23 protein-coding genes are annotated in these 26,474 nt (G+C 75.1%); 7 read left to right on the forward strand and 16 right to left on the reverse strand.

From position 1 onward, the window contains the following. Window positions 1-97: 97 nt before the first annotated feature. The 4 genes from HPT28_RS23405 to HPT28_RS23420 form a co-directional block, all read right to left on the reverse strand. A complete protein-coding gene (locus HPT28_RS23405) occupies window positions 98-2,479 on the reverse strand; it encodes a glycoside hydrolase family 3 N-terminal domain-containing protein (protein ID WP_219093272.1) in 2,382 nt (793 codons plus the stop codon). A gap of 214 nt (window positions 2,480-2,693) precedes the next feature. After that, window positions 2,694-3,908 (reverse strand): FAD-dependent oxidoreductase, encoded by a 1,215-nt coding sequence (locus HPT28_RS23410; protein ID WP_219093274.1) that lies wholly within the window; start codon window positions 3,906-3,908, stop codon window positions 2,694-2,696. Beyond that, window positions 3,905-5,386 (reverse strand): FAD-dependent oxidoreductase, encoded by a 1,482-nt coding sequence (locus HPT28_RS23415; protein WP_308119467.1) that lies wholly within the window; start codon window positions 5,384-5,386, stop codon window positions 3,905-3,907. Before HPT28_RS23415 ends, HPT28_RS23410 begins: the two co-directional genes overlap by 4 nt. Further along, window positions 5,383-7,542, reverse strand: a complete 2,160-nt coding sequence (locus HPT28_RS23420; protein ID WP_219093276.1) for a molybdopterin oxidoreductase family protein — start codon at window positions 7,540-7,542, stop codon at window positions 5,383-5,385. Before HPT28_RS23420 ends, HPT28_RS23415 begins: the two co-directional genes overlap by 4 nt. Window positions 7,543-7,814: 272 nt before the next feature. On the opposite strand from HPT28_RS23420, the gene HPT28_RS23425 reads away from it, so the two are divergent. Further along, window positions 7,815-8,822: a sigma-70 family RNA polymerase sigma factor gene (locus HPT28_RS23425; RefSeq protein WP_219093277.1), complete on the forward strand. Its 1,008-nt coding sequence runs from the start codon at window positions 7,815-7,817 to the stop codon at window positions 8,820-8,822. Continuing rightward, the gene (locus HPT28_RS23430; protein ID WP_308119468.1) at window positions 8,819-9,646 is read left to right on the forward strand and encodes an alpha/beta fold hydrolase; all 828 of its coding nucleotides are present in this window, start codon (window positions 8,819-8,821) and stop codon (window positions 9,644-9,646) included. The genes HPT28_RS23425 and HPT28_RS23430 overlap by 4 nt, the downstream gene beginning before the upstream one ends. Here HPT28_RS23430 and HPT28_RS23435 read toward each other — a convergent pair. From HPT28_RS23435 to HPT28_RS23445, 3 genes are read right to left on the reverse strand one after another with little or no spacing between them, the layout of a single operon-like run. Beyond that, window positions 9,624-10,364, reverse strand: coding sequence for a succinate dehydrogenase/fumarate reductase iron-sulfur subunit (locus tag HPT28_RS23435; RefSeq protein WP_219093280.1), 741 nt, complete (start codon window positions 10,362-10,364; stop codon window positions 9,624-9,626). The genes HPT28_RS23430 and HPT28_RS23435 overlap by 23 nt on opposite strands. Continuing rightward, entirely contained in the window at window positions 10,361-12,385 is a 2,025-nt protein-coding gene (locus HPT28_RS23440) for a fumarate reductase/succinate dehydrogenase flavoprotein subunit (protein WP_219093282.1), read from the reverse strand. The genes HPT28_RS23435 and HPT28_RS23440 overlap by 4 nt, the downstream gene beginning before the upstream one ends. 1 nt (window position 12,386) lies before the next feature. After that, on the reverse strand, window positions 12,387-13,091 hold the full coding sequence (locus HPT28_RS23445; protein WP_219093283.1) for a succinate dehydrogenase cytochrome b subunit: 705 nt from the start codon (window positions 13,089-13,091) through the stop codon (window positions 12,387-12,389). 95 nt (window positions 13,092-13,186) lie between these two features. On the opposite strand from HPT28_RS23445, the gene HPT28_RS23450 reads away from it, so the two are divergent. Next, complete coding sequence (locus HPT28_RS23450; RefSeq protein WP_219093286.1) at window positions 13,187-14,119, forward strand: LysR family transcriptional regulator; 933 nt, start codon at window positions 13,187-13,189, stop codon at window positions 14,117-14,119. Here HPT28_RS23450 and HPT28_RS27510 read toward each other — a convergent pair. Beyond that, a complete protein-coding gene (locus tag HPT28_RS27510; protein ID WP_219093289.1) occupies window positions 14,116-14,835 on the reverse strand; it encodes a CPBP family intramembrane glutamic endopeptidase in 720 nt (239 codons plus the stop codon). The two genes, HPT28_RS23450 and HPT28_RS27510, sit on opposite strands and share 4 nt — an antisense overlap. Window positions 14,836-15,002: 167 nt before the next feature. Next, window positions 15,003-15,446: an SPW repeat protein gene (locus HPT28_RS23460; RefSeq protein ID WP_219093291.1), complete on the reverse strand. Its 444-nt coding sequence runs from the start codon at window positions 15,444-15,446 to the stop codon at window positions 15,003-15,005. Window positions 15,447-15,651: 205 nt separating this feature from the next. Here HPT28_RS23460 and HPT28_RS23465 point away from each other — a divergent pair, with 205 nt between their 5' ends. After that, the gene (locus HPT28_RS23465) at window positions 15,652-16,035 is read left to right on the forward strand and encodes an arsenate reductase family protein (protein ID WP_219093293.1); all 384 of its coding nucleotides are present in this window, start codon (window positions 15,652-15,654) and stop codon (window positions 16,033-16,035) included. Here HPT28_RS23465 and HPT28_RS23470 read toward each other — a convergent pair. The 6 genes from HPT28_RS23470 to HPT28_RS23495 all read right to left on the reverse strand — a co-directional run bounded on the left by HPT28_RS23470 (window position 16,025) and on the right by HPT28_RS23495 (window position 22,391). Further along, window positions 16,025-17,119, reverse strand: a complete 1,095-nt coding sequence (locus HPT28_RS23470; RefSeq protein WP_219093296.1) for a YeiH family protein — start codon at window positions 17,117-17,119, stop codon at window positions 16,025-16,027. The two genes, HPT28_RS23465 and HPT28_RS23470, sit on opposite strands and share 11 nt — an antisense overlap. Continuing rightward, complete coding sequence (locus HPT28_RS23475; protein WP_257579300.1) at window positions 17,119-17,694, reverse strand: cysteine dioxygenase family protein; 576 nt, start codon at window positions 17,692-17,694, stop codon at window positions 17,119-17,121. The genes HPT28_RS23470 and HPT28_RS23475 overlap by 1 nt, the downstream gene beginning before the upstream one ends. An 84-nt stretch (window positions 17,695-17,778) precedes the next feature. Further along, entirely contained in the window at window positions 17,779-18,684 is a 906-nt protein-coding gene (locus HPT28_RS23480) for a LysR family transcriptional regulator (RefSeq protein ID WP_219093297.1), read from the reverse strand. A 69-nt stretch (window positions 18,685-18,753) separates the two neighbouring features. Continuing rightward, window positions 18,754-19,797 (reverse strand): phosphatidylinositol-specific phospholipase C domain-containing protein, encoded by a 1,044-nt coding sequence (locus HPT28_RS23485; protein ID WP_374227006.1) that lies wholly within the window; start codon window positions 19,795-19,797, stop codon window positions 18,754-18,756. Between the two features lie 207 nt (window positions 19,798-20,004). After that, a complete protein-coding gene (locus tag HPT28_RS23490; RefSeq protein ID WP_219093303.1) occupies window positions 20,005-21,516 on the reverse strand; it encodes an FAD-dependent oxidoreductase in 1,512 nt (503 codons plus the stop codon). A gap of 353 nt (window positions 21,517-21,869) precedes the next feature. Next, complete coding sequence (locus HPT28_RS23495; protein ID WP_219093336.1) at window positions 21,870-22,391, reverse strand: DUF4240 domain-containing protein; 522 nt, start codon at window positions 22,389-22,391, stop codon at window positions 21,870-21,872. A gap of 203 nt (window positions 22,392-22,594) precedes the next feature. Here HPT28_RS23495 and HPT28_RS23500 point away from each other — a divergent pair, with 203 nt between their 5' ends. Further along, a complete protein-coding gene (locus HPT28_RS23500; RefSeq protein WP_219093305.1) occupies window positions 22,595-23,566 on the forward strand; it encodes an SDR family oxidoreductase in 972 nt (323 codons plus the stop codon). Between the two features lie 21 nt (window positions 23,567-23,587). Here the strand turns inward: HPT28_RS23500 and HPT28_RS23505 are convergent, their stop codons facing one another. Then, on the reverse strand, window positions 23,588-24,601 hold the full coding sequence (locus HPT28_RS23505) for a YafY family protein (RefSeq protein WP_219093308.1): 1,014 nt from the start codon (window positions 24,599-24,601) through the stop codon (window positions 23,588-23,590). A 191-nt stretch (window positions 24,602-24,792) separates the two neighbouring features. On the opposite strand from HPT28_RS23505, the gene HPT28_RS23510 reads away from it, so the two are divergent. Beyond that, the gene (locus tag HPT28_RS23510) at window positions 24,793-26,313 is read left to right on the forward strand and encodes a sodium-dependent transporter (protein WP_219093310.1); all 1,521 of its coding nucleotides are present in this window, start codon (window positions 24,793-24,795) and stop codon (window positions 26,311-26,313) included. After that, window positions 26,313-26,450 carry a methionine/alanine import family NSS transporter small subunit gene (locus tag HPT28_RS23515; RefSeq protein WP_219093313.1) on the forward strand — a complete coding sequence of 46 codons (138 nt, stop codon included), beginning with the start codon at window positions 26,313-26,315 and terminating at the stop codon, window positions 26,448-26,450. Before HPT28_RS23510 ends, HPT28_RS23515 begins: the two co-directional genes overlap by 1 nt. Window positions 26,451-26,474 lie beyond the last annotated feature (24 nt).

Below are 26,474 nucleotides of genomic sequence, written 5' to 3' on the forward strand. Positions count from 1 at the left end.
TGTCTGTGACACGTCACACCCCGCGCGCAAACGGGCCGGAAACACGCGACAGCGCCGCCGCCCCCGAGGGGGGACGGCGGCGCTGTCGCGGTGGGGCTCAGCCGGCCGGGCGAGCCGCCCGGGAGAACGCGCGGACGGCCCGCGTCGGCTCCCCCGGTCGGAAGCGGTGCCCGGCCGCGGCGGGGCCGCCGTCCGCGAGCCAGCCGGCCCCGGCCGCCGGGACGTCCGTCGTCAGGCCCCAGCCGTAGGGGAACAGCGGGTCGTAGTCGGCGTCCCCGACGTTGACCGGGACCTGCTCGGCCGAGCGCGGCCAGCTCACCGGCAGGCGGCCGGTGAACGGCCGCCTGCCGTACAGGACGTCGGCGACGCCCGCTCCCTCGGTGCCGGGCAGCCAGGAGGCGACGAGGGCGTCCATGGCGCCGAGCTGTCCGGTGACGATCTGCGGACGCCCGGAGACGACGAGGACGACGCACCGCATCGCGCCGCAGACGGTGTCCACGGCCTTGCGGTCGGCGGCCGAGAGCAGCAGGTCGTGGCCGCCGTTGCCGACGTCACCCTTGCCCTCGGCGTAGGGCGTCTCGCCGACGACGACCACGCCGACGTCATGACCGCCCGTGGGGGCCGAGGCGTCCTCGGAGTACGTCATCCGGCCCGCGGGCGCCACCGCGCGCAGCGCCTCCCGGATCGTCGTGCCCTCGGTGATGTCGCCCGAGGAGCCCTGCCAGGTGATCGTCCAACCGCCCGTCTGGTTGCCGAGGTCGTCCGCGTTGGACCCGGCGAGGTACACCTTCTGGCCGGGGGAGAGCGGCAGGACGCCGTCGTTCTTCAGCAGGACCTGGGACTTGGCGACGGCCTCCCGGGCGACCGCCCGGTGCTCGGCCGAGCCGACCCGGTCGAGGTGGGTGGTGTCGGCGAAGGGCCGCTCGAAGAGGCCGAGCTGGAACTTGCGGGTCAGGATGCGGGCGACGGCGTCGTCGATCCGGGACTGCGGCACCCGGCCCGCCCGCACCTCCGCGAGCAGCGTGTCCTGGAACTCCCGGTAGGCGTGCGGGACCATGTTCATGTCCACCCCCGCGTTGACGGCGGTGCGCACGTCGGTGGCGTAGTCGCCGGGGATCTGGTCGATGGCCTTCCAGTCGCTGACGACGAACCCGTCGAAGCCCATCTGGTCCTTCAGCACGCCGTTGATCAGCTCGCCGTGGGCGTGCATGCGCACCGGACCCCGGCCGTCCCCGGCGAGGTCGAGGGAGGAGAAGGACGGCATGACGGTGCCGACGCCGCGCCGCACCGCCTCGGCGAAGGGCGGGAGGTGGACGCTCTCCAGCTCCTCGCGGGTGATCCGGGCGATGCCCTGGTCGACCGTGTAACCGTCCCCGTGGGTGGAGGAGCCGAACGCGGTGGCCCCGTCGGCCACGAAGTGCTTGGCCGTGGCCATGATCCGGTCGCGGCGGTGGAGTTCACTCCCGTCGGCAGCGCCCTGGAGGCCCTGGACGGCCGTGGCCATGGCCTTCACCAGCTCCGGATCCTCGCCGAAGGACTCGTAGGCGCGCCCCCAGCGCTCGTCCCGCGAGACGCACAGGCAGGGCGCGAAGGTCCAGGGGATGCCGGTGGCCCGTGTCTCGACGGCCGTCACCTCGGCGGCCCGGGCGACGAGGGAGGGGTCGCGGGACGCCCCGAGCCCGATGTTGTGCGGCATGATCGTCGCGCCGACGACGGTGTTGTGGCCGTGCACCGCGTCGATGGCGTGCAGGATCGGGATCTGGAGCCGGTCCGTCCGCGCCCGGAGCTGGTACCAGTCCGTCAGCGCCGCCCAGGCCGCCGGGGTGTTGGGCCGGGGCGGGTGGCTGCCGCCGTAGATCAGCGAGCCGATGTGCCGGGCCGCGAGGTCGCCCGGGGCCTTCAGCGCGTTGTGCTCGATCTGCGTCATCTGCCCCGCCTTCTCGGCCGGGGTCATGCGCGCGAGCAGGTCGGCGACGCGCTCGTGCACCGGGCGCCGGGCGTCGAGATAGGGCAGGCCGTGGGCGTCGATCACCACCGTCGGACGCTGCTCCGGGGCTCGCGCGCCCGTGACGTCCAGCTTCAGCGGCAGCGTCTCGGCGGTCTCGGCCCGGCCGTCGTCGTACGTGCGCACGGCGATGGAGCGCGTGGTACCCGAGCGGGCCCCGGCCGGGAAGGACAGCGTGCCCTCGGGCGCTTCGAGGTCCTCGCCCGGCTTCGCGCTGCCCTTCGCCGCGGAGTACCGGACGGTCACCGGCCCGGCGAGCGGCGCGGACCCGGGCGTCACGACGCGCAGCCGCACCCGCGCGGTCCCGCCCTCCCGGACGGGCTGGACGACGGAGTCGACGACGACGCGGGAACGCCCCTCCGGCTCCGCGGCCCGTGCGACGGAATCCGCCGCGCCGAGCGGGAGCAGGGCGGCGAGGGTGGCGGCGGAGGCGAGCAGGGCGCCCCCGGCGCCCCGTCTGCCGGTCTTGTGCATGACCCACTCCCCAAGGCTGAGGGCTTCAGGTGATCCGACGGCGTGGAGTCAACTGCTCGCCGCGGTACGGGGTCAACGCGTCACGCGGGAGGGCGGCGTGGGCCGACCCGATCGGCGGATCGATGGGATCGTCAGCTCATCGGTGGAGTCGGCTCATGGGACGACCGGCGTGTCGGTGTACCGGTGCGTCGACGCACCCGCCGCCCGGGCCCGTTCAGGACGGCGGGGGGCGCAGGAGGGCGTCCGGGGCGGTGGGGAGGGGGTGGCCGCGCAGGGAGTGCAGCAGCGCGTAGGCGCGGGTGTCGCCCACCAGGACGCCGCCCAGCAACGTGTCGCCGTCCGGGCCGAGGGTGAGCCGGGCGTAGGTTCCGGCGCCCGGGTTCCCGACGCTGAAGGCCAGCGAGCCCTCCGTCGTCCCGTGGGCGTCCCCGAAGCTGGCCACCTCCAGTTCCAGCAGCTTGAGCCGGGTGGCGAGGTCCGGTTCGGGCAGCGGGGCGGGGGCCTCCTCCGTGAGCTGGGCGGCCACGGACTCGGCCATCCGGTAGCCCGGGCCGACCAGCCCGTGGCAGCGGCCGCGCAGCGCCGCGCACTCGCCGACGGCCCACACCCGTGGATCGGCGGTGCGGCAGTGGCCGTCCACCCGGAAACCGCCGCGTGGCCCGCGCTCCAGCCCCGCGGCCTCGGCCAGTTCGTCACGCGGGCGGATGCCTGCGGCGAACACCACGACGGATGCCTCAAGGACCCGCCCGTCCGACAGCACGACCGCCCGGGCCCGGCCGTCCGGACCCGCCGTCACCTCGCGGACGGTCACCTCGCAGTGCGGCGTGAGGCCGAGCGAACGCAGCCGGGCGGCGAGGAGCGCGCCGCCGTCCGCGTCGAGCTGGGCGGGCATCGGCCAGGGCGCGAACTCCACGACGTGCGGGCTCAGCCCGAGCCCCCGCAGGCTGCCCGCCGCCTCCAGCCCGAGCAGGCCGCCGCCGACCACGACCCCGGGGCGCCCGGGACGGGCCGCCGCGCGGATCGCGTCCAGGTCGTCGAGGGTGCGGTGCGCGAAGCACCCCGGCAGGTCGTGCCCGGGGACGGGCGGCACGAACGAACGGGAGCCGGTGGCCAGGACGAGCGCGTCGTAGCGGACCTCGGTGCCGTCCGAGCAGGCCACCGTCCGCCGCCCGCGGTCCAGGCCGACCACGCGTACGCCCTGACGGACCGTGAGGGCGGGGCCGTCCTCGCCCGGGACGTCCCGCAGCCGCAGCTCCTCCTCGCGGCGGCCGTTCAGATACGAGGACAGGGCCACGCGGTCGTAGGCGGGCCGGTTCTCCTCGCCGAGCACCACGATCCGCCAGCGCCGCGCCGGGTCCCGTCGGCGCAGCTCGGCCACCAGCCGGTGCGCGACCATGCCGTGCCCGACGACGACGAGGGTGCCGCTCACCGCGCCCCCCGTCCGCCCGCCGCCTGCGCCACGGCCGGACGCGTGCCGTCGGCCGCGGCCAGCGCCGCGCACAGCGAGCGCAGCTCCGCCACGCAGCTGCCGCAACCGGTGCCCGCCCTGGTCGAGTCGGACAGGCCCGGCACGTCGCGGACGCCGGAGCGCCAGGCCCGCGAGAGTGTCGAGCGGGTGACGTTGTTGCAGTGGCAGACCACGCTCTCGCCGTCGGGCCGGGGCACCTCGCCCCCGCGCGGCGGGGTCCCGCGCAGCAGCGCCAGCCGGTCGGAGGGGAGGGGAAGGCCGCGCTCGTAGAGCTGGCCGACGGTGGCGGCGGCGGCCGGCAGGCCGACGAGGACGGCCCGCCGTACGCGGCCCGCGGCCAGCTCCAGGCGCGCGTAGCCGCCGCGCGCCGGGTCCGAGTACGTCACGCGCTCCACGTCGCGTTCGCCGCGGGCGTCCTCGGGTGGGCCGAACACGGCCAGCTCCAGACCGCCCACCCGGGGCCGGAGGGCCGGACGGTCGCCCCGGTAGCGCTCGCCGCGGCCGGTGAGGAGCGCGGCGAGGGTGTCGGCCTGGGCCCAGGCGGTGTGCACCGAGCCGGGGACGCCGACGGCGTGCTCCGCGCAGTCCCCGATGGCGTGGACGCGCGGGTCGGTGGTGCACAGCCGGTCGTCGACGAGCACCCCGGAGCGGACCGCGAGCCCGGCCCGCCGGGCGAGCGCCGTCTCCGGCAGCACCCCGGCGCACACCACCAGCGTCCCGGCCGGCACCTTCTCGCCGTCGGCCAGCAGCAGCCCGTCCGGCAGCCGTCGCACAGCCCGGCGCGAGGTCAGCAGCCGCACTCCGAGCCCCTCCAGGTGCCGGACGAGCAGCTCGCCCGCTCGGGCGTCCAGGCGCTCGTGCAGCGGGTGCGGGCCCTGGTGCACCAGGCTGACGTCGTGCCCCCGCCCGCGCAGCGCGACGGCGGCCTCCACCCCGAGCACCCCGCCGCCGAGCAGACAGACGGGCCCCGCCGCGGCACCGGCCGCGATCTCCGCGCAGTCCCGCGGGGTGCGCAGGACGGCGACTCCGGGCGCCGGCGCGCCGTCCGGGCCGCGCAGCCCGGGCAACTCCGGCAGCCGCGGCCGCGCCCCGGTGGCCAGCACCAGCGTGTCGTAGCGGAACCCGCCGCCGTCCTCGGTGCGCACGGTCCGGTTCTGGCGGTCCAGGGACACGACCCGCACGCCGGTACGGACGGTGGTGCCCCCGTCCTCCATCCCGGCCGCGGGCGGTGGCTCCAGCGCCTCGGCCGGGAGCCGCCCGGCGAGGACGAGCGACAGCAGCGGCCGGTGGTACGCCGCGCGCGGCTCGGCGCCCAGCACGGTGACCGGGCCGCGGTGCCCGAGCCGGGCCAGCCGCTCGGCCAGCCGGTGCCCGGCCGGTCCGTTCCCGACGACGACGACCGCGTCGTCCATACGCGCGTGCGCCGCCCCGGCGCTCACGCCGGCTCCGGGCACGGGCCGACGCGGACGGCGCACACCTTGAACTCGGGCATCTCGCTGCGCGGGTCCAGCGCCGGGTTGGTCAGCAGGTTGGCGCGGCCCCGCCCGGCGAAGTGGAACGGCACGAAGACGGTGTCGGCGCGCAGGCCGGGGACCACGCGCACCCGGGCCGTCATGCTGCCCCGGGCGGAAGCGACCCGGGCCAGCGCGCCCTCGGCGAGCCCGGCCCGCTCGGCGGTGTCCGGATGCATTTCGACGTACACCTCCGGTACGGCGTCGAGGAGTTCGGGGGTGCGGCGCGTCTGGGCCCCGGACTGGTAGTGGGCCAGGGCCCGGCCCGTCGTCGCGTACAGCGGGTACTCCCGGCTGACGTCCTCGCCCGCCGCACGGTGCTCGACGGCGGCGAAGCGGGCCCGGCCGTCCGGGTGGGCGAAGCCGTCCAGGAACAGGCGTGGTGTGCCCGGGTGCGGGGGCCCGCCCGGCGGGGCGGCGGGGCAGGGCCAGTGCAGCGCCTCCCCGGCGTCGAGCCGCTCGTAGTCGATGCCCGCGTAGTCCGCCCGGCCCCCGGACGAGGCCCGGCGCAGCTCGTCGAAGACGGCCCGGGGCTCGGCGGGGAACGCCTCCGCGGGGCGGCCGAGCCGCACCGCGAGCTCCCGCAGCACCTCCAGGTCGGTGCGCACCCCGGGCGGCGGAGGAAGCAGCCGGCGGCGGCGCAGGACCCGGCCCTCCAGGCTCGTCATCGTGCCGTCCTCCTCGGCCCACTGCGCGACCGGCAGCACGACGTCGGCCAGCTCGGCCGTCTCGGAGGGCACGAAGTCCGCCACGACCAGGAGGTCCAGCGCGGCCAGCCGCTCGGTGACGTGGCCCGCGTGCGGCGCGGAGACCGCCGGGTTGGCCCCGAAGACCAGCAGCGCGCGCGGGCCCTCCGGGCGGCCGAGCGCGTCCAGCAGCCGGTAGGCGCTGCGCCCGGGGCCCGGAAGCCCGTCCGGGTCGACGCCCCACACCTCGGCGATCCGCTCGCGGGCCACCGGGTCCGTCAGCGAGCGGTAGCCGGGGAGCTGGTCCGCCTTCTGCCCGTGCTCCCGGCCGCCCTGCCCGTTGCCCTGGCCGGTCAGGCAGCCGTAGCCGCTGCCCTCCCGGCCCGGGAGCCCGAGCGCGAGGGCGAGGTTGACGAAGGCGGCCGCCGTGTCGGCGCCCTTGCTGTGCTGCTCCACGCCCCGGCCGGTCAGGACGTAGGCGGAGCGCGCCTCGGCCAGCAGCCGCACGGCCTCGCGCTGCAGCCCGGCCGGCACGCCGGTGACCTGTTCCACCCGCTCCGGCCACCAGCCGGCCGCGTGCCGCCACGCCTCCTCGAAGCCCGTGGTGCGCTCGGCCACGTACGCGGCGTCCCAGTGGCCCTCGGCCCGGGCGATGTGGAGCAGGCCGAGGGCCAGGGCCAGGTCGGTGCCGGGCGTGGGCTGGAGGTGCAGCTTCGCGGCCCGCGCGGTGCGGGTGGGTCGCGGGTCGATGACGACGAGGGCCGCCTGCTCCAGATGCCGCAGCAGCGGCGGCATGGTCTCGGCCGGGTTGGCCCCGGCGAGCAGGACGACGTCGGCCCGGCCCAGGTCGGTGACGGGGAAGGGCAGGCCCCGGTCGAGCCCGAAGGCGGCGTTGCCCGCCGCGGCGGCCGAGGACATGCAGAACCGGCCGTTGTAGTCGATCTGGCCCGTGCCGAGGGCGACGCGGGCGAACTTGCCCAGGAGGTACGCCTTCTCGTTGGTCAGCGCGCCGCTGCCGTAGACGCCCACGGCGTCCGCCCCGTGCTCGTCCGCCGCCCGGCGCAGCCCGGCCGCGACGGCGTCGAGCGCCGTCTCCCAGCCCACCGGGGCCAGCTCGCCGTCGGCGCCGCGCAGCAGCGGGGTGCGCAGCCGGTCGGGGGTGTCGAGAACGGCGGCGGCGGACCAGCCCTTCTGGCACAGCCCGCCCCGGTTGACGGGGAAGTCCGAGGGCCGCACCCGCACGCGCCCGGCGCCGGAGCCGGACCGTGGGCCGGTTCCGGGGTCGTCGGTTCCCGGGTCGTGGGTGAGCCGGGTGCCGCACTGGAGCGCGCAGTAGGGGCAGTGGGTGGCCACCTCCCGCGGCCCGCTCACGTCGCCTCTCCGTCCGTGTCCTGCCATGCCGCCTCTCCCCCCGGGATGCCGCAGCCCGTCCGGCGGGTGCGTGCCGGGGCCGGTGGCCGGGCGCACGCGCCCGGACCCGGCACCCTCACCCGCGGCCGTCTGTGGTCACTGGTCTTCCACTCGAACCTGTGAACCGTGATCGACTATACGTTCCCCAGGTCTGCCCGTTCCGATTCCTCCTTGTGCAGGGGCCGTTGTCAGAGCCTTCTGCAAGGATGGCGAAGCACGCGGTACGACGGCAGGCGTATGGGCGATGAGAGGGATGCGCCATGGCAAACGAGCAGGTCAGCAACGTGAAAAACCCGGCGGACGAGTTCCCGAGGCTGGCGGACCCGTTCCGGCGGGAGCTGCTGGCCCACTGCTACCGGATGCTGGGCTCCGTGCACGACGCCGAGGACCTCGTCCAGGAGACCTATCTGCGGGCCTGGCGGGCGTACGAGAAGTTCGAGGGCCGCTCGTCCATGCGTACCTGGCTGCACCGGATCGCCACGAACACCTGTCTCGACGCCCTGGAGAGCCGCGGCAGGCGGCCCCTGCCCACCGGCCTGGGCGCACCCAGCGCCGACCCGGCCGACGAGCTGGTCGAGCAGGGCGAGGTGCCGTGGCTGGAGCCCGTGCCCGACGCCCTGGTCGGGGCCGACGGGGCGGACCCGGCGGCCGTCGTCACCTCACGCGAGAGCATCCGGCTGGCCTTCGTGGCCGCCCTCCAGCACCTGCCCGCCCGGCAGCGCGCGGTCCTGCTTCTGCGGGACGTGCTGAGGTGGCGCGCGGCCGAGGTCGCCGAGCTGCTGGAGACGTCCACGGCCTCGGTGAACAGCGCCCTGCAGCGGGCCCGTGCCCAGCTCAGGAAGGCGGCGCCCGAGGAGGACACGGTGGCCGAGCCCGACGAGCAGGAGAAGCGGGAGCTGCTGAACCGCTACGTCGCGGCCTTCGAGGTCAAGGACATGAGCGAGATCGTCAAGTTGTTCACGCAGGACGCCGTCTGGGAGATGCCGCCGTTCACCGGTTGGTACCAGGGCCCCGCCGTCATCCGCGAGCTGATCGACACCCGGTGCCCCGGCGGCCCCGGCGACATGAAGCTCGTCCCCGCGCCGGCCAACGGGCAGCCCGCCTTCGGTCTGTACATGCGTGCCGAGGACGGCACCTACCAGCCCTTCCACCTCCAGGTCCTCACCCTCAGGGGCACCGGGGTCGCTCACGTGGCCGCCTTCTTCGACACCGAGCTGTTCCCCACCTTCGGTCTGCCGGAGTTCCTCCCGGCCGAGGCCGGGCAGTGAGCGCGGGCTCACCGGTGGAGCACCCCCGCGTCACGGTTCTCCAGCGCCCGGCCGCGCCGGGCGCGCTGATCCTGCTCCTGCACGGGGGCCGGGCGGACGCGCTGGAGCCCCCGACGCGGTGGAACCTGCCGGGCCTGCGCATGCGCCCGTTCGCCCGGGCCGTCGCCCGCTCCTGCGCCGCCGAGCGGCCCGTCGTGGCCCAGGTGCGCTACCGGCACCGCGGCTGGAACGGCTCGCGGGCCGACGCCGCACGGGACGCCGAGAGCGCGCTGGCGGCCCTGCTGGCGGAGCTCGGCGAGCTGCCCGTCGTCCTGGTCGGGCACTCCATGGGCGGCCGGGCCGCCCTGCACATCGCCGGGCACCCCCGGGTGCGCGGTGTCGTGGGGCTCGCCCCCTGGTGCCCGGAGGAGGAGCCCGTCACGCACCTCAGCGGCCGCGCCCTGGCCCTCGTGCACGACACGGCGGACGCCACGACCCACGCCGAGGCCACCTGGAGCCTGGCCGCCCGGGCCCGGGCGGCCGGAGCCCGGGCCTGCGGCGTCGTCCTGTCCGGCAGCGACCACGCCATGCTGCGCCGCGCCGGTCTCTGGCACGCCCTGGCCGGCGTCCTCACCCAGGGCGTGTTGCGGCCCGATGCCCTGCCCGAGCGGGTGGCCGCAGCCCTGGCCCCGCCCGGCCGGGGGGCGCCCACGCCGGGCGCCGACGGGCCGCCGTGGCTGCTCACCCCGGCCGACGTGCTGGGGGAGGGCCGGGCCCGCCGTGCCGTGGAGCGTGGCCGGGCGCGTCGCGCCGTCGAGCGGGTCAACGGCGACGGGCCGCCCTGAGGAAGCCACGGTTCATCGCGGCGATGGACGGCAGCGGGACGCCCTTCGGGCAGGCCGTCGCGCACGCGCCGGTGTTGGTGCAGCCGCCGAAGCCCTCCGCGTCCATGGTCCCGACCATGGACAGCACCCGCCGGTCGCTCTCCGGCTCGCCCTGCGGGAGGGAGTTCAGATGGGCGACCTTGGCCGCCGTGAAGAGCATGGCCGAGCCGTTGGGGCAGGCGGCCACGCAGGCTCCGCAGCCGATGCACGCCGCGTTCTCGAAGGACCGCTCCGCGTCGTCCTTGGGCACCGGCACGGCGTGGGCCTCCGGGGCGCTGCCGGTGGGCGCGGTGATGTAGCCGCCGGCGCCGATGATCCGGTCGAGGGCCGAGCGGTCCACCATCAGGTCCTTGACCACGGGGAAGGCCGCCGCCCGCCACGGCTCGACGTCGATGGTGTCGCCGTCCGCGAAGTGCCGCATGTGCAGCTGGCACGCGGTGGTGCGCTCGGGACCGTGCGCCTGCCCGTCGATCACCATGCCGCAGGCGCCACAGATGCCCTCCCGGCAGTCGTGGTCGAAGGCGACGGGCTCCTCGCCCCGCAGGACGAGATCCTCGTTGAGCGCGTCGAGGACCTCCAGGAACGACATGTCGGGGGAGACGTCGGAGACTTCGTAGGCGGTCATCCGGCCGGGTGCGTCGGGGCCGGCCTGCCGCCAGACGCGCAGGGTGAGCCTCATGCGTAACTCCGCTGGGTGGGGTGGACGTGTTCGAAGGCGAGCTGCTCGCGGTGGAGCACGGGTGGTCGGCCGGGCCCGGTGAACTCCCAGGCCGCGACGTAGGAGAACTCCTCGTCCCGGCGGGCCGCCTCGCCGTCCGCGGTCTGGCTCTCGAGCCGGAAGTGGCCGCCACAGGACTCGGCGCGGTGCAGTGCGTCCAGGCACATCAGCTCGGCCAGCTCCAGATGGTCGGCGATGCGTCCGGCGCGCTCCAGGGCCTGGTTGACGTCCCGGCCGTCGCCGGGCACCCGCACCCGCCGCCAGAACTCCTCGCGCAGGGCCGGGACGCGGTCGAGCGCGCGGCGCAGCCCCTCCGCGTCCCGGGCCATGCCGCACTTGTCCCACAGCAGGGCCCCGAGCTCGCGGTGGAAGGAGTCGGCCGTGCAGTCCCCGTTGTTGGACAGCAGCGCGTACTGCCGGTCGGTGACGTCGAAGACGGCCTCGTGGACGGCCGGGTGGTCGGCGTCCACCTCCCAGGACGCGCCGCGCGGCAGCCGGGCGAGATAGTCGCCGAGGGCGGGCGGCAGGACGAAGTAGCCGTCGGCCAGGCCCTGCATGAGGGCGGAGGCACCGAGCCGGTTGGCGCCGTGGTCGGAGAAGTTGGCCTCTCCGATGGCGAACAGCCCCGGGATGGTGGTCTGGAGGTCGTAGTCCACCCACAGCCCGCCCATCGTGTAGTGGATGGCCGGGTAGATGCGCATCGGCACCCGGTACGGGTCCTCGGCGGTGATGCGCTCGTACATGTCGAAGAGGTTCCCGTAGCGCTCGGCCACGGTCCCGCGGCCGAGGCGGGCGACGGCGTCGGCGAAGTCCAGGTAGACGCCCTGGCCGCCGGGGCCGACGCCGCGGCCCTCGTCGCAGACGTTCTTCGCGGCCCGCGAGGCGATGTCGCGGGGGACCAGGTTGCCGAAGGCGGGGTAGAGGCGCTCCAGGTAGTAGTCGCGCTCCGCCTCGGGGATCTCGTGCGGGGGGCGCCGGTCGTCGGCCGCCGCGGGCACCCAGATGCGGCCGTCGTTGCGCAGGGACTCGCTCATCAGCGTGAGCTTGCCCTGGTGCTCGCCCGAGCGGGGGATGCAGGTGGGGTGGATCTGGGTGAAGCAGGGGTTGGCGAAGTAGGCGCCGCGCCGGTGGGCCCGCCAGATCGCGGTGGCGTTGGAGTTCTTGGCGTTGGTCGAGAGGTAGAAGACGTTGCCGTAGCCGCCCGTGGCCAGCACGACGGCGTCCGCGAGGTGGGTGTCGATCCGCCCCGTGACGAGGTCGCGGGCGACGATGCCGCGGGCCCGGCCGTCGACGACGACGAGGTCCAGCATCTCGGTGCGCGGGTGCATGCTCACCGCGCCCGCGGCGATCTGCCGGGACAGGGCCTGGTAGGCGCCGAGCAGCAGTTGCTGGCCGGTCTGGCCGCGGGCGTAGAAGGTGCGCGAGACCTGCACGCCGCCGAAGGACCGGGTGTCCAGCAAACCGCCGTACTCGCGGGCGAACGGCACCCCCTGGGCGACGCACTGGTCGATGATCTCGACCGACACCTGGGCCAGCCGGTACACGTTGGACTCGCGCGCCCGGAAGTCGCCCCCCTTGACGGTGTCGTGGAACAGCCGGCGGACGGAGTCGCCGTCGTTGCGGTAGTTCTTGGCGGCGTTGATGCCGCCCTGCGCGGCGATGGAGTGGGCCCGTCGCGGCGAGTCCTGGTAGCAGAACTGCTCGACGTGGTAGCCCTGTTCGGCCAGCGTGGCACCCGCCGCCGCGCCGGCCAGCCCGGTGCCGACGACGATGACGCGGTGCCTGCGCCGGCCCGCCGGGTTCACGAGCCGGGCTTCCAGCCGACGGCGGTCCCAGCGCTCGGCGAGGGGCCCGTCCGGGGCCGCGGTGTCCCGCAGGGGCGCGCCGACGCGGTAGTCGGCGTACCCGCCGCCGTTCGCGGGCGCCGGCGGCCGGGGGTGCGGGGCGGGGGTCTGGGGGGCCTGCGCGGGGGTCGAGCTCATGTCAGTTCACCACTCCGGTCATGACGGCGAGGGGGACGGAGAGGAAGCCGGCGGTCAGGACGAGCGCCAGGGCCTCGGAGGTGACGCGGACGGCCCGGGCGCTCCGCGCGCCGACGGCGCCCAGGGTGCGCCCGGCGCTGAGCAGCCCGTGCCGCACGTGGAGCCCGACGGCGAGCATGGCCACGCAGTAGATGACGTTGCCGTACCAGGTGCCGAACGTCGCGACGACGTTCTCGTAGGGCCGGCCGGGCTCGCCGTTGGGGTTCACGGTGCCCGTCGTCAGGTCCAGCACGTGCCAGACGACGAACAGCGCGAGGATCACCCCGCCCCAGCGCATCGTGCGCGTGGCGTAGTCGGTGCGGGCGCGCCGGTGGGTGTAGGCGACCGGCCGGGCGGCCCGGTCGCGCCGGGTGAGCTGGTAGGCGGCCACGCCGTGGAGCACGACCGAGGCGAGCAGCCCCGCCCGCGCGAACCACAGGAACCACTCGTACCGCAGGAAGGGTTCGCCGATCGTGCGCAGCCAGTGGGCGTAGCCGTTGAACTCCTCCGGGCCGAAGAAGATCTTCAGGTTGGCCAGCATGTGCACGACCAGGTACAGCAGCATGACCGCGCCGGTGACGGCCATGACCGCCTTCTTGCCGACGGTCGAGCGCCACACCACCGCCGCGATGGACGGTCGTCTCTCCGTCTTCGTCGCCAGAGCCATGCCCTCGACGCTAGGAGCCGCCTACTCGATCCGTCCAAGACATGGAATGCGTCAGCACGATAGTGAACACCTATCGACACCCTTAGACTGGACCCATGCAGCTCCAGCAGCTCCGCTACTTCGCCGCCGTGGCCGAGACCCGCCACTTCACGCGGGCCGCCCGGCGTGAACACGTGGCGCAGCCCTCCCTGTCCCAGCAAATCCGGGCGCTGGAGAAGGAACTGGGCACCGAGCTGTTCCACCGGGCGCGCGGCGCGGTCGGCCTCACCGACGCGGGGGAGGCGCTGCTGCCGCTGGCCCGCCGCATCCTCGCCGACACCGACACCGCCCGGCGGGAGGTCCAGGAGGTGGCCCGGCTGGCCCGTGGCCGGGTGCGGCTCGGGGCGCCGCCGAGCCTGTGCGCCAGCGTGGTCCCCGACGTGCTGCGGATCTTCCGCGATCGCTATCCGGGCGTGGAACTGGCCGTGCACGAGGGCGGCTCACGCGATCTGGTGGGGGTGCTGGCGGCCGGGGAGCTCGACCTCGCCCTCGTCATCACGCCGCTGCCCGGCCAGGCCCCCGCGCTGGTCACGGCCGAGCTGCTGCGGGAGGAGCTGGTCGTCGTCTCGGCCCCGGGGGAGCCCCCGCCGACCCGGGCGGAACGGCTGCGGATCGCCGAGCTGCGGGACCACCCGCTGGTGATGTTCCGGCACGGCTACGACCTGCGCGAGCTGACCGTCTCCGCCTGCCGGGCCGCCGGGTTCGAGCCCCGGTTCAGCGTGGAGGGCGGGGAGATGGACGCGGTGCTCGGCTGCGTCCGGGCCGGGCTGGGGCCCGCCGTGGTCCCGCGCATGGTGGCCGACCGCTCCGGCCTGCGCACCACCCCCCTCGCCCCGCCGGGGCTGCACCGCACCGTCTCGGTGGCGCACCGCTCCGACGTCTCCCCGCCCCGGGCGGCACGCGAACTGCGGCGCATCCTCGTCGGGCACCTCGGGCACCTCGGGCAGACGACGACGGGCCCCGGGCACGAGGCGCCCGGGCCCGGCTAGCCCTCGGCGGGCCGGCGCACGGCGTACGCGGCCAGATACCCGAAGGAGTTGAGCGCGCTGTGCGCCAGGGCGGGGGCCAGTACGCTGTCGCCGCGCCGCCGCAGCAGCCCGAACAGCAGCCCGCCCGCCGCGGTGACCAGCACGTTGCCGACCGCCGTCGCGGCCCGGGACGGCTCGGAGCCACCCGCCGAGGCTCTGGCCAGCGCCGGGTTGGCCGCACGGAGGGCACCGGAGGGCAGCACGTGCCACAGCCCGAAGAGCGCCGCCGTGAGGGCCTCCGCGCCCCGGGTCCCGTACGGTTCCCGCAGGAGGGCGGGCAACACGGCCCGGAAGCCGGTCTCCTCCAGCAGGACGGTGCCCAGCGGCACGTCCACCAGCGCCTGCCGCAGCGCCCCGGGGAGCGTCCGGGCGGCCCGGGCGTCCGCGAAGAGGGGCCGGGTCACGGGCAGCGCCGCCCCGGCCGTGTACGCCGCGGCCACGGCGAGCGCGGGCGGCGTCCCGTACCGCGCCCCGCGTCCGAGCCGGCCCCGGGCGAGCCCGAGTTCGTCCCAGCCCGCCCCCGCACGGCGGGCGATGCCGACGAGCGCCCCCGACGCCGCGACGGACACCGGCACACCGGCGGCGCGGGGCAGCCGTTCCCGGAGGAACTGGGCGGCGCCGAGCACGCCGAGGGCCGCCACGCAGGCGGTTGGTCTGCCGAGCCGCACACGGGTCACAGCAGCACAGGGTACGGCGGCACGGCGTCAGGCGGCGGGCGTACGGGGCCCGGGCAGCCGGAAGCGCCGCTCCTCACGGGCTGGAGAGGTAGGAGCGGCGCTCGCCGGTGTCACGCCTCCTCACTGCAGTGCCGGCACTTCACGGACTCGGGTTGACCACCTGACGGTCAGCGCTCCGCGCGTGTCACGCGCAGTGCTGTCGCCGCGCAGGCAAGGCCCAGGACGAAGGCGACACCGCCGACGATGACCTGGTTCAGGATGACGCCCGCGTCCGGACTGGTTCCGACGACCCAGGGCGAGATGATCAGCCATGCGCCGACGGCGCAGATGGCCCAGCTCAGCCCGTACATACGGGCGGGCGCCATGGTGAAACCGAGTGCCATGAGCCCCAGAGCGATTCCGATGATCAGGTTGTGGGTCGCCAGCGATGCCTGGTTGCCCGAGAAGTGCACGACCCACGGGGACACGGCGCAGTACAGACCGACCAGGAACACCGGCCCGTCAACGAGCGCCACGTCCTTGCCGCCGAGTACGCGGTCATAGCGTTCCCGCATTTCGGTGGCGTCGGGGTGACCTGCCAGGTCGCCCCTTTGATGTGAGACAGAGGCCATTGCGACTCGCCCCCTTCAGGACTGGTATACGCAAGCCTTGGCCGCACTCTCATTGTGCGCCTGACAACCGCAGAACGATACTTTTACGACCGGATCGTGATGTACCGGCAGGTAATCGGCAAATGGTGCGTACCCATATGAGGTGCTGCCCGGGCCCGTCCCGTGGGGCGGCGCGGCGCCACGCCGCGCCCGTACATTGGGCGCCATGGAGATCTGGATCAACCCCGCCTGCTCTAAGTGCCGCAGCGCCCTCACGGAGCTGGACGCCGCGGGCGCCGGCTACACCGTGCGGCGCTACCTGGAGGACCCGCCCGGCGAGGAGGAGCTGCGCGAGCTCCTGGTCCGGCTCGGGCTGGAGCCCTGGGACATCACCCGCACCCAGGAGCCGCGGGCCCGGGAACTGGGCCTGCAGGACTGGCCCCGGGACGAGGCGTCCAGGCCCCGGTGGACGGCCGCCCTGGCCGCCCACCCGAAGCTGATCCAGCGCCCGATCATCACGGCGGACGACGGCTCCGCCGTCGTGGCCCGCTCCCCGGAGGCCGTGCGGGACGCCCTCGGCCGCAACGCCCCGGGCCCGGTCACGCCGTGAGGAGCACACCGACGTAGGACAGCCCGGCGATCACCACCCAGGAGCCGGAGCCGACCGCCGCCATGCGCCATCCGGTCCGGGCCAGGGAGGGCAGGAACACCCCGCTGCCCAGCCCGAACAGCGCGGCGGCCAGCAGCCCCTCACGCAGCGTCGCGGCGCCCTCCAGCAGCCCCTCGGGCAGGACGCCGGTGGTGCGCAGGGCGGCGGACGCCAGGAACCCGGCGACGAAGAGCGGGACGAGCGGCGGCCGTCTCGGCGCCGGGCCACCGCCCGCCGCTCCGCCGGCGCCGGCCTCCTCGGGGCCGGCGGCCGCGGCGAACCTCCGCCGGGCCACGGCGGCGGCGAGGACGGCGACGAGCGGGGCCAGCAGCACGACCCGCATGAGCTTCACGAGGACGGCCTCGCCGAGCGCCTCCTGACCGGCGGTCTGCGCCGTCGCCACGACCTGGCCCACATCGTGCACCCCGGCGCCCACCCACCGGCCGAACTCCGCGTCGCCGAGGCCCAGCGGCTGGTGCAGCAGCGGCAGGACGGCGATCGCCAGCGTCCCGCACAGCGTCACCAGGGCCACGGAGGCCGCGACATCACGCTCGTCGCTGCGCCGGACCTCGCTCACCGCGCCGATCGCGGACGCCCCGCAGATCGAGTAGCCCGTGGCGACGAGGAGCGGCTGGTCCCCCGTCAGTCCGACCCGGCGCCCGAGCCAGATCGTGCCGAAGAACGTGGCGACGACGACGCCGAGCACCATCGCCGCCGTCGCCCAGCCCAGGTCCAGCACCTCGGCCAGGCTCAGCTCCAGGCCGAGCAGGACGACGCCGAGCCGCATGAACCGGCGGCCCGCGAGGGAGAGTCCGGGCCGCCCACGGCCCCGGGTGAAGCCCCCCGCGCGCGGCAGGTGGGCGACGAGGAGGCCGAGCACGATGGCCGCTGTCAGCAGCGGGACGGCGGGGAGGAGCCGGTGGACGCCCCAGGCGGCGGCGACGCCGCCGGCCACCAGGGCGAGCCCCGGCCACGGCGGTGCGGTGCGCCGCGGCCGGGGCGCACCGCTCGGCCCGCGCGCGGCGCGGGTGAGGGGTACCGCCATCAGCGGTCGGCGGGCACGTCGTAGACGCGGCGGACGCTGCTGCCCAGCCGGGAGACATCGGCCCCGTAGACGTGCAGGGATATGGCCGTCCCGGCGCAGCCGTTCCAGACGCGGTGGATGTCGCCGGGCGGGGCGAACCCGCACACGGCGCCCCGCGGGTTCACGACCTCCTCGGTGGCCACGAGCCGGGCCCGGTCACCCGTCGCGGTAGCCGGGACCAGCCGGTAGCGGCGCTCGTGCTCCTCGCCCTCGTGCACCCCGGTGACGCACCAGGAGACGTGGTCGTGCACGGACGTGCCCTGGCCCGGCAGCCACACGAGCGCGACCGCGGAGAACGAGCCGTCCGGCTCGGCGTGCAGCAGGTGCTGACGGTAGCGGTCGGGGTCGCCCTCGCGCTGCCGCGGCGTCAGCAGGTCCTCGGCGCCCAGATGCGGGGCCAGGCGTTCGCCCACCAGGTAGGCGGTGATGTCGGGAGGCAGGCCCCGGCCGACGACGTCGCGGATCTCGCTGACGAGGGCGCTGAGCCGGTCGGTGGTGTGCGGGCCGGTCGCGGGGGATTCGGTTGACGGCTGCATGCTCGCAGGTTCCCGCCGCCCGGCCATCAGGTCCAACGAGGGTTTCTTCGGTAAGCCTCAAGCATTGCTTATGGATTCGCGGGGTCAGCAGCCCGTCCGGTTCCCGGCCACGGCGCGTAGTTCGTCGACCACGAGCGCCGTCGCCGGTATGTCGAGGTGCTCGCGCAAAACATAAGCGGATATACGGCGCCGCGAGGCCGGGTCCAGCGCCCGTCCGACGACCTTGCGGTGAGCGAGGAAGGAGAGCACGAGCCCCGGCATCATCGCGATGCCCAGCCCCTCGGCGACCAGGCTCTGCACCACCAGGTTGTCGTCCGTGGTGAAGACGACGTCCGGGGCGAAGCCCAACTCCGCGCACTCGTGCAGGAAGTTGGAGCGGCAGCGCAGACAGCCGGCGATCCAGCGCTCCTCGGACAGCTCCGCGAGCCGTACCGCCCGGCGGCGCGCCATGGGGTGTCCCGCCGGAAGGAGGACGGTGAGCTGGTCCTCCAGCAGCGGTATCTCCACCAGCTCCGGTGGCACCTGCTCGTCCAGCCCGGGGTAGGTGAAGGCCAGCGAGATGTCGCACTCGCCGCGCACGACCCGGTGCAGGGACTCCGGCGGCTCGCTCTCCTGCAGCTCGGCGCGTACGCCCGGATGCCCGGCCGCCAGCCGCGCCAGTGCCTCAGGGACGAGCGTCGCGGACGCGCTGGGGAAGGCGCAGATCCGCACCCGGCCGGTGTTCAGGCGGCTGAGTGCCCGCACCTGCTCCTGGGCGACGGCCATGCTGTCCAGGATCGCGCCCGCGTGCCGGGCCAGGGTCTCCCCGGCCTCGGTGAGCCGCATCCGCCGCCCCACCCGCAGGAACAGCGGCGCCCCCACCTCCCGTTCCAGCGCCTTGATCTGCTGGGTGATCGCGGGCTGCGTGTAGCCGAGGGACCGCGCTGCCGCCGTGTAGGACCCGGTGCGGACCACCTCGTGGAAGGTCCTGATGTGCCGCGATTCGAACATGGCCGAACGATAAGCGGAATTCCGGGGACGCCCCAGAGGGCCGAGCGCCCTCCGGAGCGCCCCGCGGTGTCAACCGCGCGGGAGGACGGTGGAGAGCACTCGGGGCAGGGACGTCCAGTCGCTGCTGACGACGCTGGCGTGCGCCTCCGCGAGCCGCTCCACCCGGGCCCGGGCCTCCGCCTCGGTGGGGTTCACGGCGTCGATGGCGGGCGGGACGGCGTGGGCGTTTGTCATGACGAGGAGATAGCCGTTGCGGGCGTACCAGCCGGTGTCGACGGCGCCCGCGGCGTAGGTGGCGGCGTCACCGTCGAAGACGACGAACCACGGCCGCAGCCCGGCGTCCTCGTAGCGGGTTCTCGGGTCGCCGGACACGGCGTGGTGGACCGCCGGGAACGCCACGGCCCGCTCGATCGCCCCCTCGGCCTTGAGCGCGCGCAGGTGCCGGGCGTACTCGACGTCGGTCCACAGCGTGTCGAACGGGTTGTCCTGTTCGAGGGTGCCGGGGATGAGGTGGATGATGAACTTCCCGGCCATGGCGTCCCGGCCCGGCCACGCGCCCGCCCGGGCCGCCGCGTCGAGGGTCGCGTGCCCGCCCAGCAGGTCGGCGGGGCGGAACAGGGCGTCGCCCAGCTCGCGGGCGACGAGGGCGTCGAACGCCGCGGGCCCGCGGCCCCCGGTGCCGTTGAAGCCGTCCTTCATCTCCAGCTTCAGCAGCACCGGACGGTGTCCGGGGTTCGCCTCGTGCCAGGCCCGCAGGTCGGACAGGCAGCCGGCGAGGTCCTGGTTCCGGCTGTTCGTGCGCAGTTCGGCGGCGGTGTCGGCGGCCACGCAGTTGTTCTGGTTCCAGAACGGCGTGTCGTGGGCGACCCGCCAGCCGAAGCCGAAGCCGTTGGTCCACACGTCGAGTTCCAGCATGGCCGCCCCGGAGTCGAGGGCATCGGCGAGGTACGGGTAGCGGCTCTGTTCGTAGGCGTTGTGCACGCCCACGCCCGTGCTGAGGGCGTAGGAGAGCGCGTCGGCGTCGGAGACGGGGAGGTCGGCGGGGGAGCCGGCGTGGGCCGGGGCCGCGACGAGGACGGTCGAGAACGCCGCCGCGGCCAGGCAGGAGGGTATGCGCACGCGTGTCGCCTTTCGCTGAGGGACGACCAGAACAGCGAAAGATTAGGGGAGTTGGGCCCACCGGGGGAGGCGGACGGGTGAACGGAGCGGCGCCGCGCGCGGAACCGACGGCGAGCCGGAGCCGGTGGTGTCAGACGGCGTACGCGGTGTGCGGGGCGGGGGGAGGCGCGTCAGGCGGTGCGCGGGGCGGGGGAAGGCGCGTCAGGCGACGTGCGCGGCGTGCGGCGCGACGGCGGGCGCCCGGACGCCGAAGTCCCGGCACACCGCGTCGGCCGCCCGCGCCGCCGAACGCAGCGCACCCTGGGGCGTTCCCACGTCACGGTGGTCCCCGCACACGTACAGCCCGGTGAGTACCCGGACGGTGCGCTGGGCGTCGTGCGGCGCGGGCGTCGCCGGTGCCGCGTGGGCGTCGTGGTGGGCTCCGACCAGCTCCCAGCGCTCGGCCCGCACCCCGTGCAGCGCGCCCAACTGCGGCCGGGCCGCCTTGTCCAGGACCCCGGGCGGGTCCCCGGCGGCGGGGCCCAGCACCACGGACGTGACGAGGGTGTGGCCCGGCAGCGCGCGGGAGGGGTCGACCGCGCTGGTCACCATCGTGTGGGCGACGGGGCCGCGCCGGTCGGCGTCCAGCAGCAGGGCCGGATCGCTCGGCGGGGCGGCGTCGGCGGCGTGGTGCAGCACCGTGACGGGGTGGTAGGCGGGCACCCGCAGCCCCGGCAGGAGCCGTGCGGCGTCGTGCGCCCCGGTCGCGATGACCACTGCGCGGCAGTCGAACGTGCCGTGTTCCTCCGTGTCCACCGCGTTCGCCGAGACGCCGACCGCGCGCACCCCGGTGCGCAGGCGTCCGGGCGGGAGCCCGGCGGTGAGCAGCCGGGGCAGGGCCGCCCCGCCGCCCGCGGGCAGGCACAGCCCGTGCCGCGCGAAGGAACGCAGGGCGAGGTCGACGACGCGGCTGGACGTCATCAGCTCCGGGTCGCACAACAGGGCGCCCACGAGCGGTCGCAGGAACGATTCGACGGTCCGGGCGGGCACGCCCCGGGACGTCAGCGCGCGGGCGGCCGGCGCCTCGACCCGGGTGAGCAGCCGGGCGGGCGGCGCCGTGGCCAGCCGGGCGAGCTGGCTCCGCAGCCGGGCCGCGTCCAGCGCGCTGGTGAGAGCGCGCGCCGGGTGGCGTGCGCCCCCCATGCCCCCGCCACCCGAGGCCACCGCGCCGACCGCGCCCACGCCCACTCCCACGCCGGGCCGCAGGACGCGGGCGGCACCGAGCCGCACCGTCCGCTCCGCGCCGCGGACGACGACGCCCGGCGTCAGGGGGCGCAGATCCAGGTCCCGCAGGCCCGGCGTCGCGGCCAGCTCCGGCCAGTCCGCGCAGAAGAGCCGGCCGCTGCGGTCCAGCACGAAGCCGTCCACCTCCTCGGCCGCCAGCCTGCCGCCCGCCCTCTCGGCGGCCTCCAGCACGGTGACGGTGAGCCCTGCGGCCACCAGGTGCCGGGCCGCCGCCAGTCCGGCGAGCCCGGCTCCGATGACGACGACGTCGCCGCCGTCCGTGCGAGGTGCGGGTGCAGCGCTGAGCACGTGCCCTCCCCGGGGGGTCGGAGAAAAAGACGCGGAGCTGTGGAGCGAAGAGTTGCCCGGCTCATGCCCTTCCCGGGGCTCCGGCAAAGCTCCAGCGGCGTCCGACCCTACGGACCTACGGGATGCGACGGACACGCGCATGGACAGGGCACGGGCGCACGGCGGTCGCACACCCCCGCGTCCCGTCCGCCCCGCGGCGGGGGCCGTGGCGGGGGCCGAGAGCCGCGGGCGCCGTCCGCGCCCGTCCCGCAACGGTCACCGGGCCCATGACGTGGGCCAGAGCCGCGGGAGCCACTCCTGCCCTACACCCCGAGGAGTGGCGTGTGCGGCAGAGGGCAGGGAGCGCGCAGACGCCGGGGCCGCCCAGTTCGAGCACGGCACCGGCCGGGTAGCCGTCCCACGCGTCGAGCTGCACGAGCCGACGGTGCCGACGGAGCCGAGAAGGCCGGGGGCCCGTTGGGGCCGACGGGGCCGACCGGTCCCGCCGCGAGGGGTCAGCTGCGGAACCGGGCCCAGAGCTGGGGGAAGCGCTCCGCGAGCACGCGGTCGTCCTCGAAGTTCAGCGGGGTACCCAGCGGTTCCCGCGGCGGCTCGGGCAGCCCCAGGTCCGGCACCTCGGTGCCGAGCAGTTCCTCGTACGCCTCGTCCGCGGCGAAGCCCAGCTCCTCGGCCTCCCCGTCGATCTCCGGGTCGAAGTCCTCCAGCAGCTCGGCGAGGTCGTCCGGGTCGCCGTGCAGCGCGCCCTCGAACACCGCGCGCCCCTGTGCGATGAGCCAGCAGCGGAAGGCGTCGAACACGTCGTCACTCGCGCCGTCCAGCAGGACCCAGGCGGCGCCCCACACGTCCCAGCGGTAGGCCCGCTGGAAGCGCGTCTCGAAGTGCCGGGAGAAGTCGGTGACCGTCTCCGGGTCGAGTTCGGCCAGCCGCTCGACCAGCAGCTCCGCCTGCTCGTCCGGGTCGCCCTCGGCAGCCTCGCGGGTGCTGTCGACCAGCTCCCAGAACTCGTCCTCGTGCATCGTCACGCGACCCAGCATCCGCCCGGCGCACCCGTCCCGCCACGTGGAGTCCCGCAGCCGGGCGACGGCCTTCGGCCAGGCGGCGGCAGCGGGGCCTGGGGGAACGCGGAAAACAGGACAGAAGGTGTCGGGTATCGGTGTGAGCGTGGAACCGGCTTAACGCGGCGGAGGGTCCGCGGGCACGACGGAAGGACGGACAGGGCATGACCAACAGCGAATCCCCGACGGCGGGAAGGGCGGACCGGCCGCTGCGCGGCAGGGTGGCGCTCGTCGCGGGCGCCACCCGGGGCGCGGGCCGGGCGATGGCCGTCGAGCTGGGACGCGCCGGGGCCACGGTCTACGCCACCGGGCGCACGACGCGGCAGCGGGTGAGCGAGATCGGACGGGCGACCGAGACGATCGAGGGCACGGCGGAACGCGTCACGGCGGCGGGCGGCACCGGCATCGCCGTTCCCACGGACCACCTGGTCCCCGAACAGGTGGCCGAGCTCCTCACCCGTGTCGAGCGGGAACAGGGCCGCCTCGACATCCTCGTCAACGACATCTGGGGCGGGGACCACCTCGTCGGCTGGGACCAGCCGATGTGGGAGCACGACCTGGACGACGGGCTGCGCGTGCTGCGCCTGGGCGTCGAGACCCACATCGTCACCAGCCGGTACGCGATCCCGTTGCTCGTGCGGGAGCCGGGCGGCCTGGTGGTGGAGGTGACGGACGGTACGGCCGACTACAACCGCCGCTACCGCAAGCCCCTCTACTACGACCTGGCCAAGAGCGCGCCGCTGCGCATGGCCCGCGGCCTCGGCGAGGAGCTGTCGGGCCACGGGGCGACGGCCGTGGCGCTGAGCCCCGGCTGGCTGCGCTCCGAGACGATGCTGGACACCCACTTCAAGGTGACCGAGGACACCTGGCGCGAGGGCGCCAGGCAGAACCCCGACTTCGCCGTCTCCGAGTCCCCGCTGTACGTGGCCCGCGGCCTCGCCGCCCTGGCCGCGGACCCCGGGCGCGCCCGGTTCAACGGGCGCTCGCTCTCCAGCGCCGACCTGGCCCGCGAGTACGGCGTCACGGACGCGGACGGCTCGCGCCCGGACGCCTGGTCCTACCTGGAGGACCTGGAGGCCCACCAGAGAGCCGGTGCCGACGCGGGCCCCCGCCCCGACCCGGAGGACTATCGCTAGGCCCGGGCCCCGGCGTCGTCCTCAGCCCGGGTCGGGGGCGTCGTCGTCCGGGCCGGGGGCGTCGTAGAGGGCCGCGGTGCGGCGGGCGGCCTCGGCGAAGCGGAGGCGGAGGTCTGCGGGGGACAGGATCTCCACCTCCGGGCCGAGGGCGAAGAGCTGGCCGAAGGCGACGTCCGGGGACTCCACGGGCAGGGTGACGGTCAGGGTCACCCTGCCGTCGGTCTCCGCGCGGTCGGCCGCGGCCAGTGCCTCGTCCGCCACGGCGCGGTCGCTGTACACGTGCCGCAGCCGCCGTGCCCCGGCCTCGGTGAGCCGCAGCACGACCCGCGTGCGCAGGATGGAGCGGGCGAACTCCGCGGCGCGCTGTTCCCAGAAGGCGGGGAGGTCGAACGACTCCTCCCGGGTGAACCGGAAGCCGGTCGGTTCGGCGGAGGCGATCCGGTCGACGCGGTAGACGCGGAAGCCGCCCTCGGTCCGGGCGGCCAGGTACCAGACCCCCGCCTTGAGGACGAGGCCGTGCGGGTCGAGGAGGCGGTCCACCGTCGTGTCGCCCCGCCGGCGGTAGCGGACGGCGATCCGGCGGTCGTCCCAGACCGCCTCGGCGAGCGTGGGCAGGGGCTCCGGCGTGGCCGGCTCCTGCCACCAGGCGGGTGCGTCGAGGTGGAAGCGCTGGGACACGCTGCGCTGAGCGTCGCTCAGGTCCGGGTTCAGCGCGGCGAGGACCTTGAGTCCGGCGGCGGAGGCGGCGTCGGCCAGGCCCAGGTCGCGCAGGGCGGTGGGCACGCCGGACAGGAAGAGGGCCTCGGCCTCCGCGCGGGCCAGCCCGGTCAGCCGGGTGCGGTAGCCGCCCAGCAGCCGGTAGCCGCCCGCCCGGCCCCGGTCCGCGTAGACGGGTACCCCGGCCTCGGCCAGCGCCGCCACGTCACGGGTCACCGTCCGTTCGGAGACCTCCAGTTCGGCGGCGAGTTCGGCGGCGGTCATCGTCTGCCGGTTCTGGAGCAGGAGCACCAGCCGGACGAGTCGAGCTGCCCGCATGGCCCCGCATTCTGCCGCGTCGTCAGCACCACCCGCACGGGCGGGCGTACGCGGCCCCGTCCGGGAGGCGGAGCGGACGGTGCGCTGTTAGCGTGCAGACACCCATAACGCCGAAAAACGACAAAGAATCAGCATCCGGCGCATACCGCCGCACACCTGACCAGAGCAACCGGCACCGAGGGATTGGGACCATGAGCGATCAACCTCGCGAGAGGTGGGGCACCCGGGCGGGCTTCATCCTGGCGGCGATCGGATCGGCGATCGGGCTCGGGAACATCTGGCGGTTCCCGGCCGAGGCGGCCCGCAACGGCGGCGGCGCCTTCATGCTGCCGTATCTGATCGCCCTGCTGACGGCCGGTCTACCGCTGCTGATCATGGAGTACACGATCGGACGGCGGTACCGGGGGTCGGCGCCCGCCGCGTATCTGCGGCTCTCCCGGCCCGCGCAGTTCATCGGCTGGTGGCAGGTGGCCATCTGTTTCGTCATCGCCACCTACTACTCGCTCATCCTGGCCTGGGCGCTGCGCTACGTCGGCTTCTCCGTCGGCCAGAAGTGGGGCGACGACGCCGAGACCTTCCTGTTCGCCGACTTCCTGAAGGTGGGGGACTCCCCGGGAGACCTCGGCGGCTACGTGGGCGGCGTCTTCTGGCCGCTGCTGGCGGTCTGGCTGGCGGTGCTCGTCGTCCTCGCCCTCGGCATCCGGCGCGGCATCGAGAAGGTCGCGCTGATCTTCATCCCGCTGCTGGTGGTCTTCTTCGTCATCCTGGTCATCCGGGCGCTCACGCTGGACGGTGCCGACGTCGGCCTGGACGCCCTGTTCACGCCGGACTGGGACGCGCTGACCGACGGCGACGTGTGGGTCGCGGCCTACGGGCAGATCTTCTTCTCGCTGTCCGTCGGATTCGGCATCATGATCACCTACGCCTCCTACCTCGGACGGCGTTCGGACCTCAGCGGCTCCGCGCTCGTCGCGGGCTTCGCCAACAGCTCCTTCGAGATCCTCGCCGGCATCGGCGTCTTCGCCACGCTGGGCTTCCTCGCCGCGCAGGGCGGCACCGAGGTCCTCGACACGGAGGGCGGCCTCGGCCTCGCCTTCGTCGCGTTCCCGACGATCATCTCGGAGATGCCGTGGGGCGGCTTCTTCGGCGTGCTGTTCTTCCTGTCCCTGGTGATCGCGGGCTGGACGTCGCTCATCAGCATCATGCAGGTGATCGTCGCCGCCGTGCAGGACCGGCTCCGGATGTCCCGCGTCCCGGCCGTGGCCATCGTGGGCGGCGCCGTGGCCCTCGCCTCCCTGCTGCTCTACCCGACCAACGGCGGGCTGTACCTGCTGGACGCCGCCGACCGCTTCATCAACCGCTACGGCATCGCCCTCGCGGCCCTGACATCCGTCGTCGTCGTGGCCTGGATCGTGCGCAAGCTGCCCGTCCTGCAACGGGACGCGGACGCCACCTCGGCCGTGAAACTGGGCCGCTGGTGGAAGATCTTCCTCGGCCTGATCACCCCGATCGTGCTCGGCGCGATGCTGGTCGACTCCCTCGCCCAGGAGATCGACGAGAACTACGCGGGCTACCCGACCAGCTTCCTGCTCTGGGCGGGCTGGGGCGTGGCCGCCGGTGCCCTGGTCATCGCCGTCCTCCTCTCGCTCATCCCGTGGCGGGGCGGAGAGATCAAGCCGCCGCAGGAGGCGGACGAGGAGAGGAGTGCCTGATGTCGGCCAGTGCCATCGTGATGCTGATCGTGTCGATCGTGGTGGTCTGGGGCGGGCTCGTCCTGGCGATCCTCAAACTGCGCGGCCACCCCGAGGTGGAGCTGCCGCCCGAATCCCCGGAGGAGCACTCCATCTGACGGCCTGCCACGCGACACACCGAC

It is taken from the genome of Streptomyces sp. JJ38, from assembly GCF_019303475.1.
Taxonomy (GTDB): Bacteria; Actinomycetota; Actinomycetes; order Streptomycetales; family Streptomycetaceae; genus Streptomyces.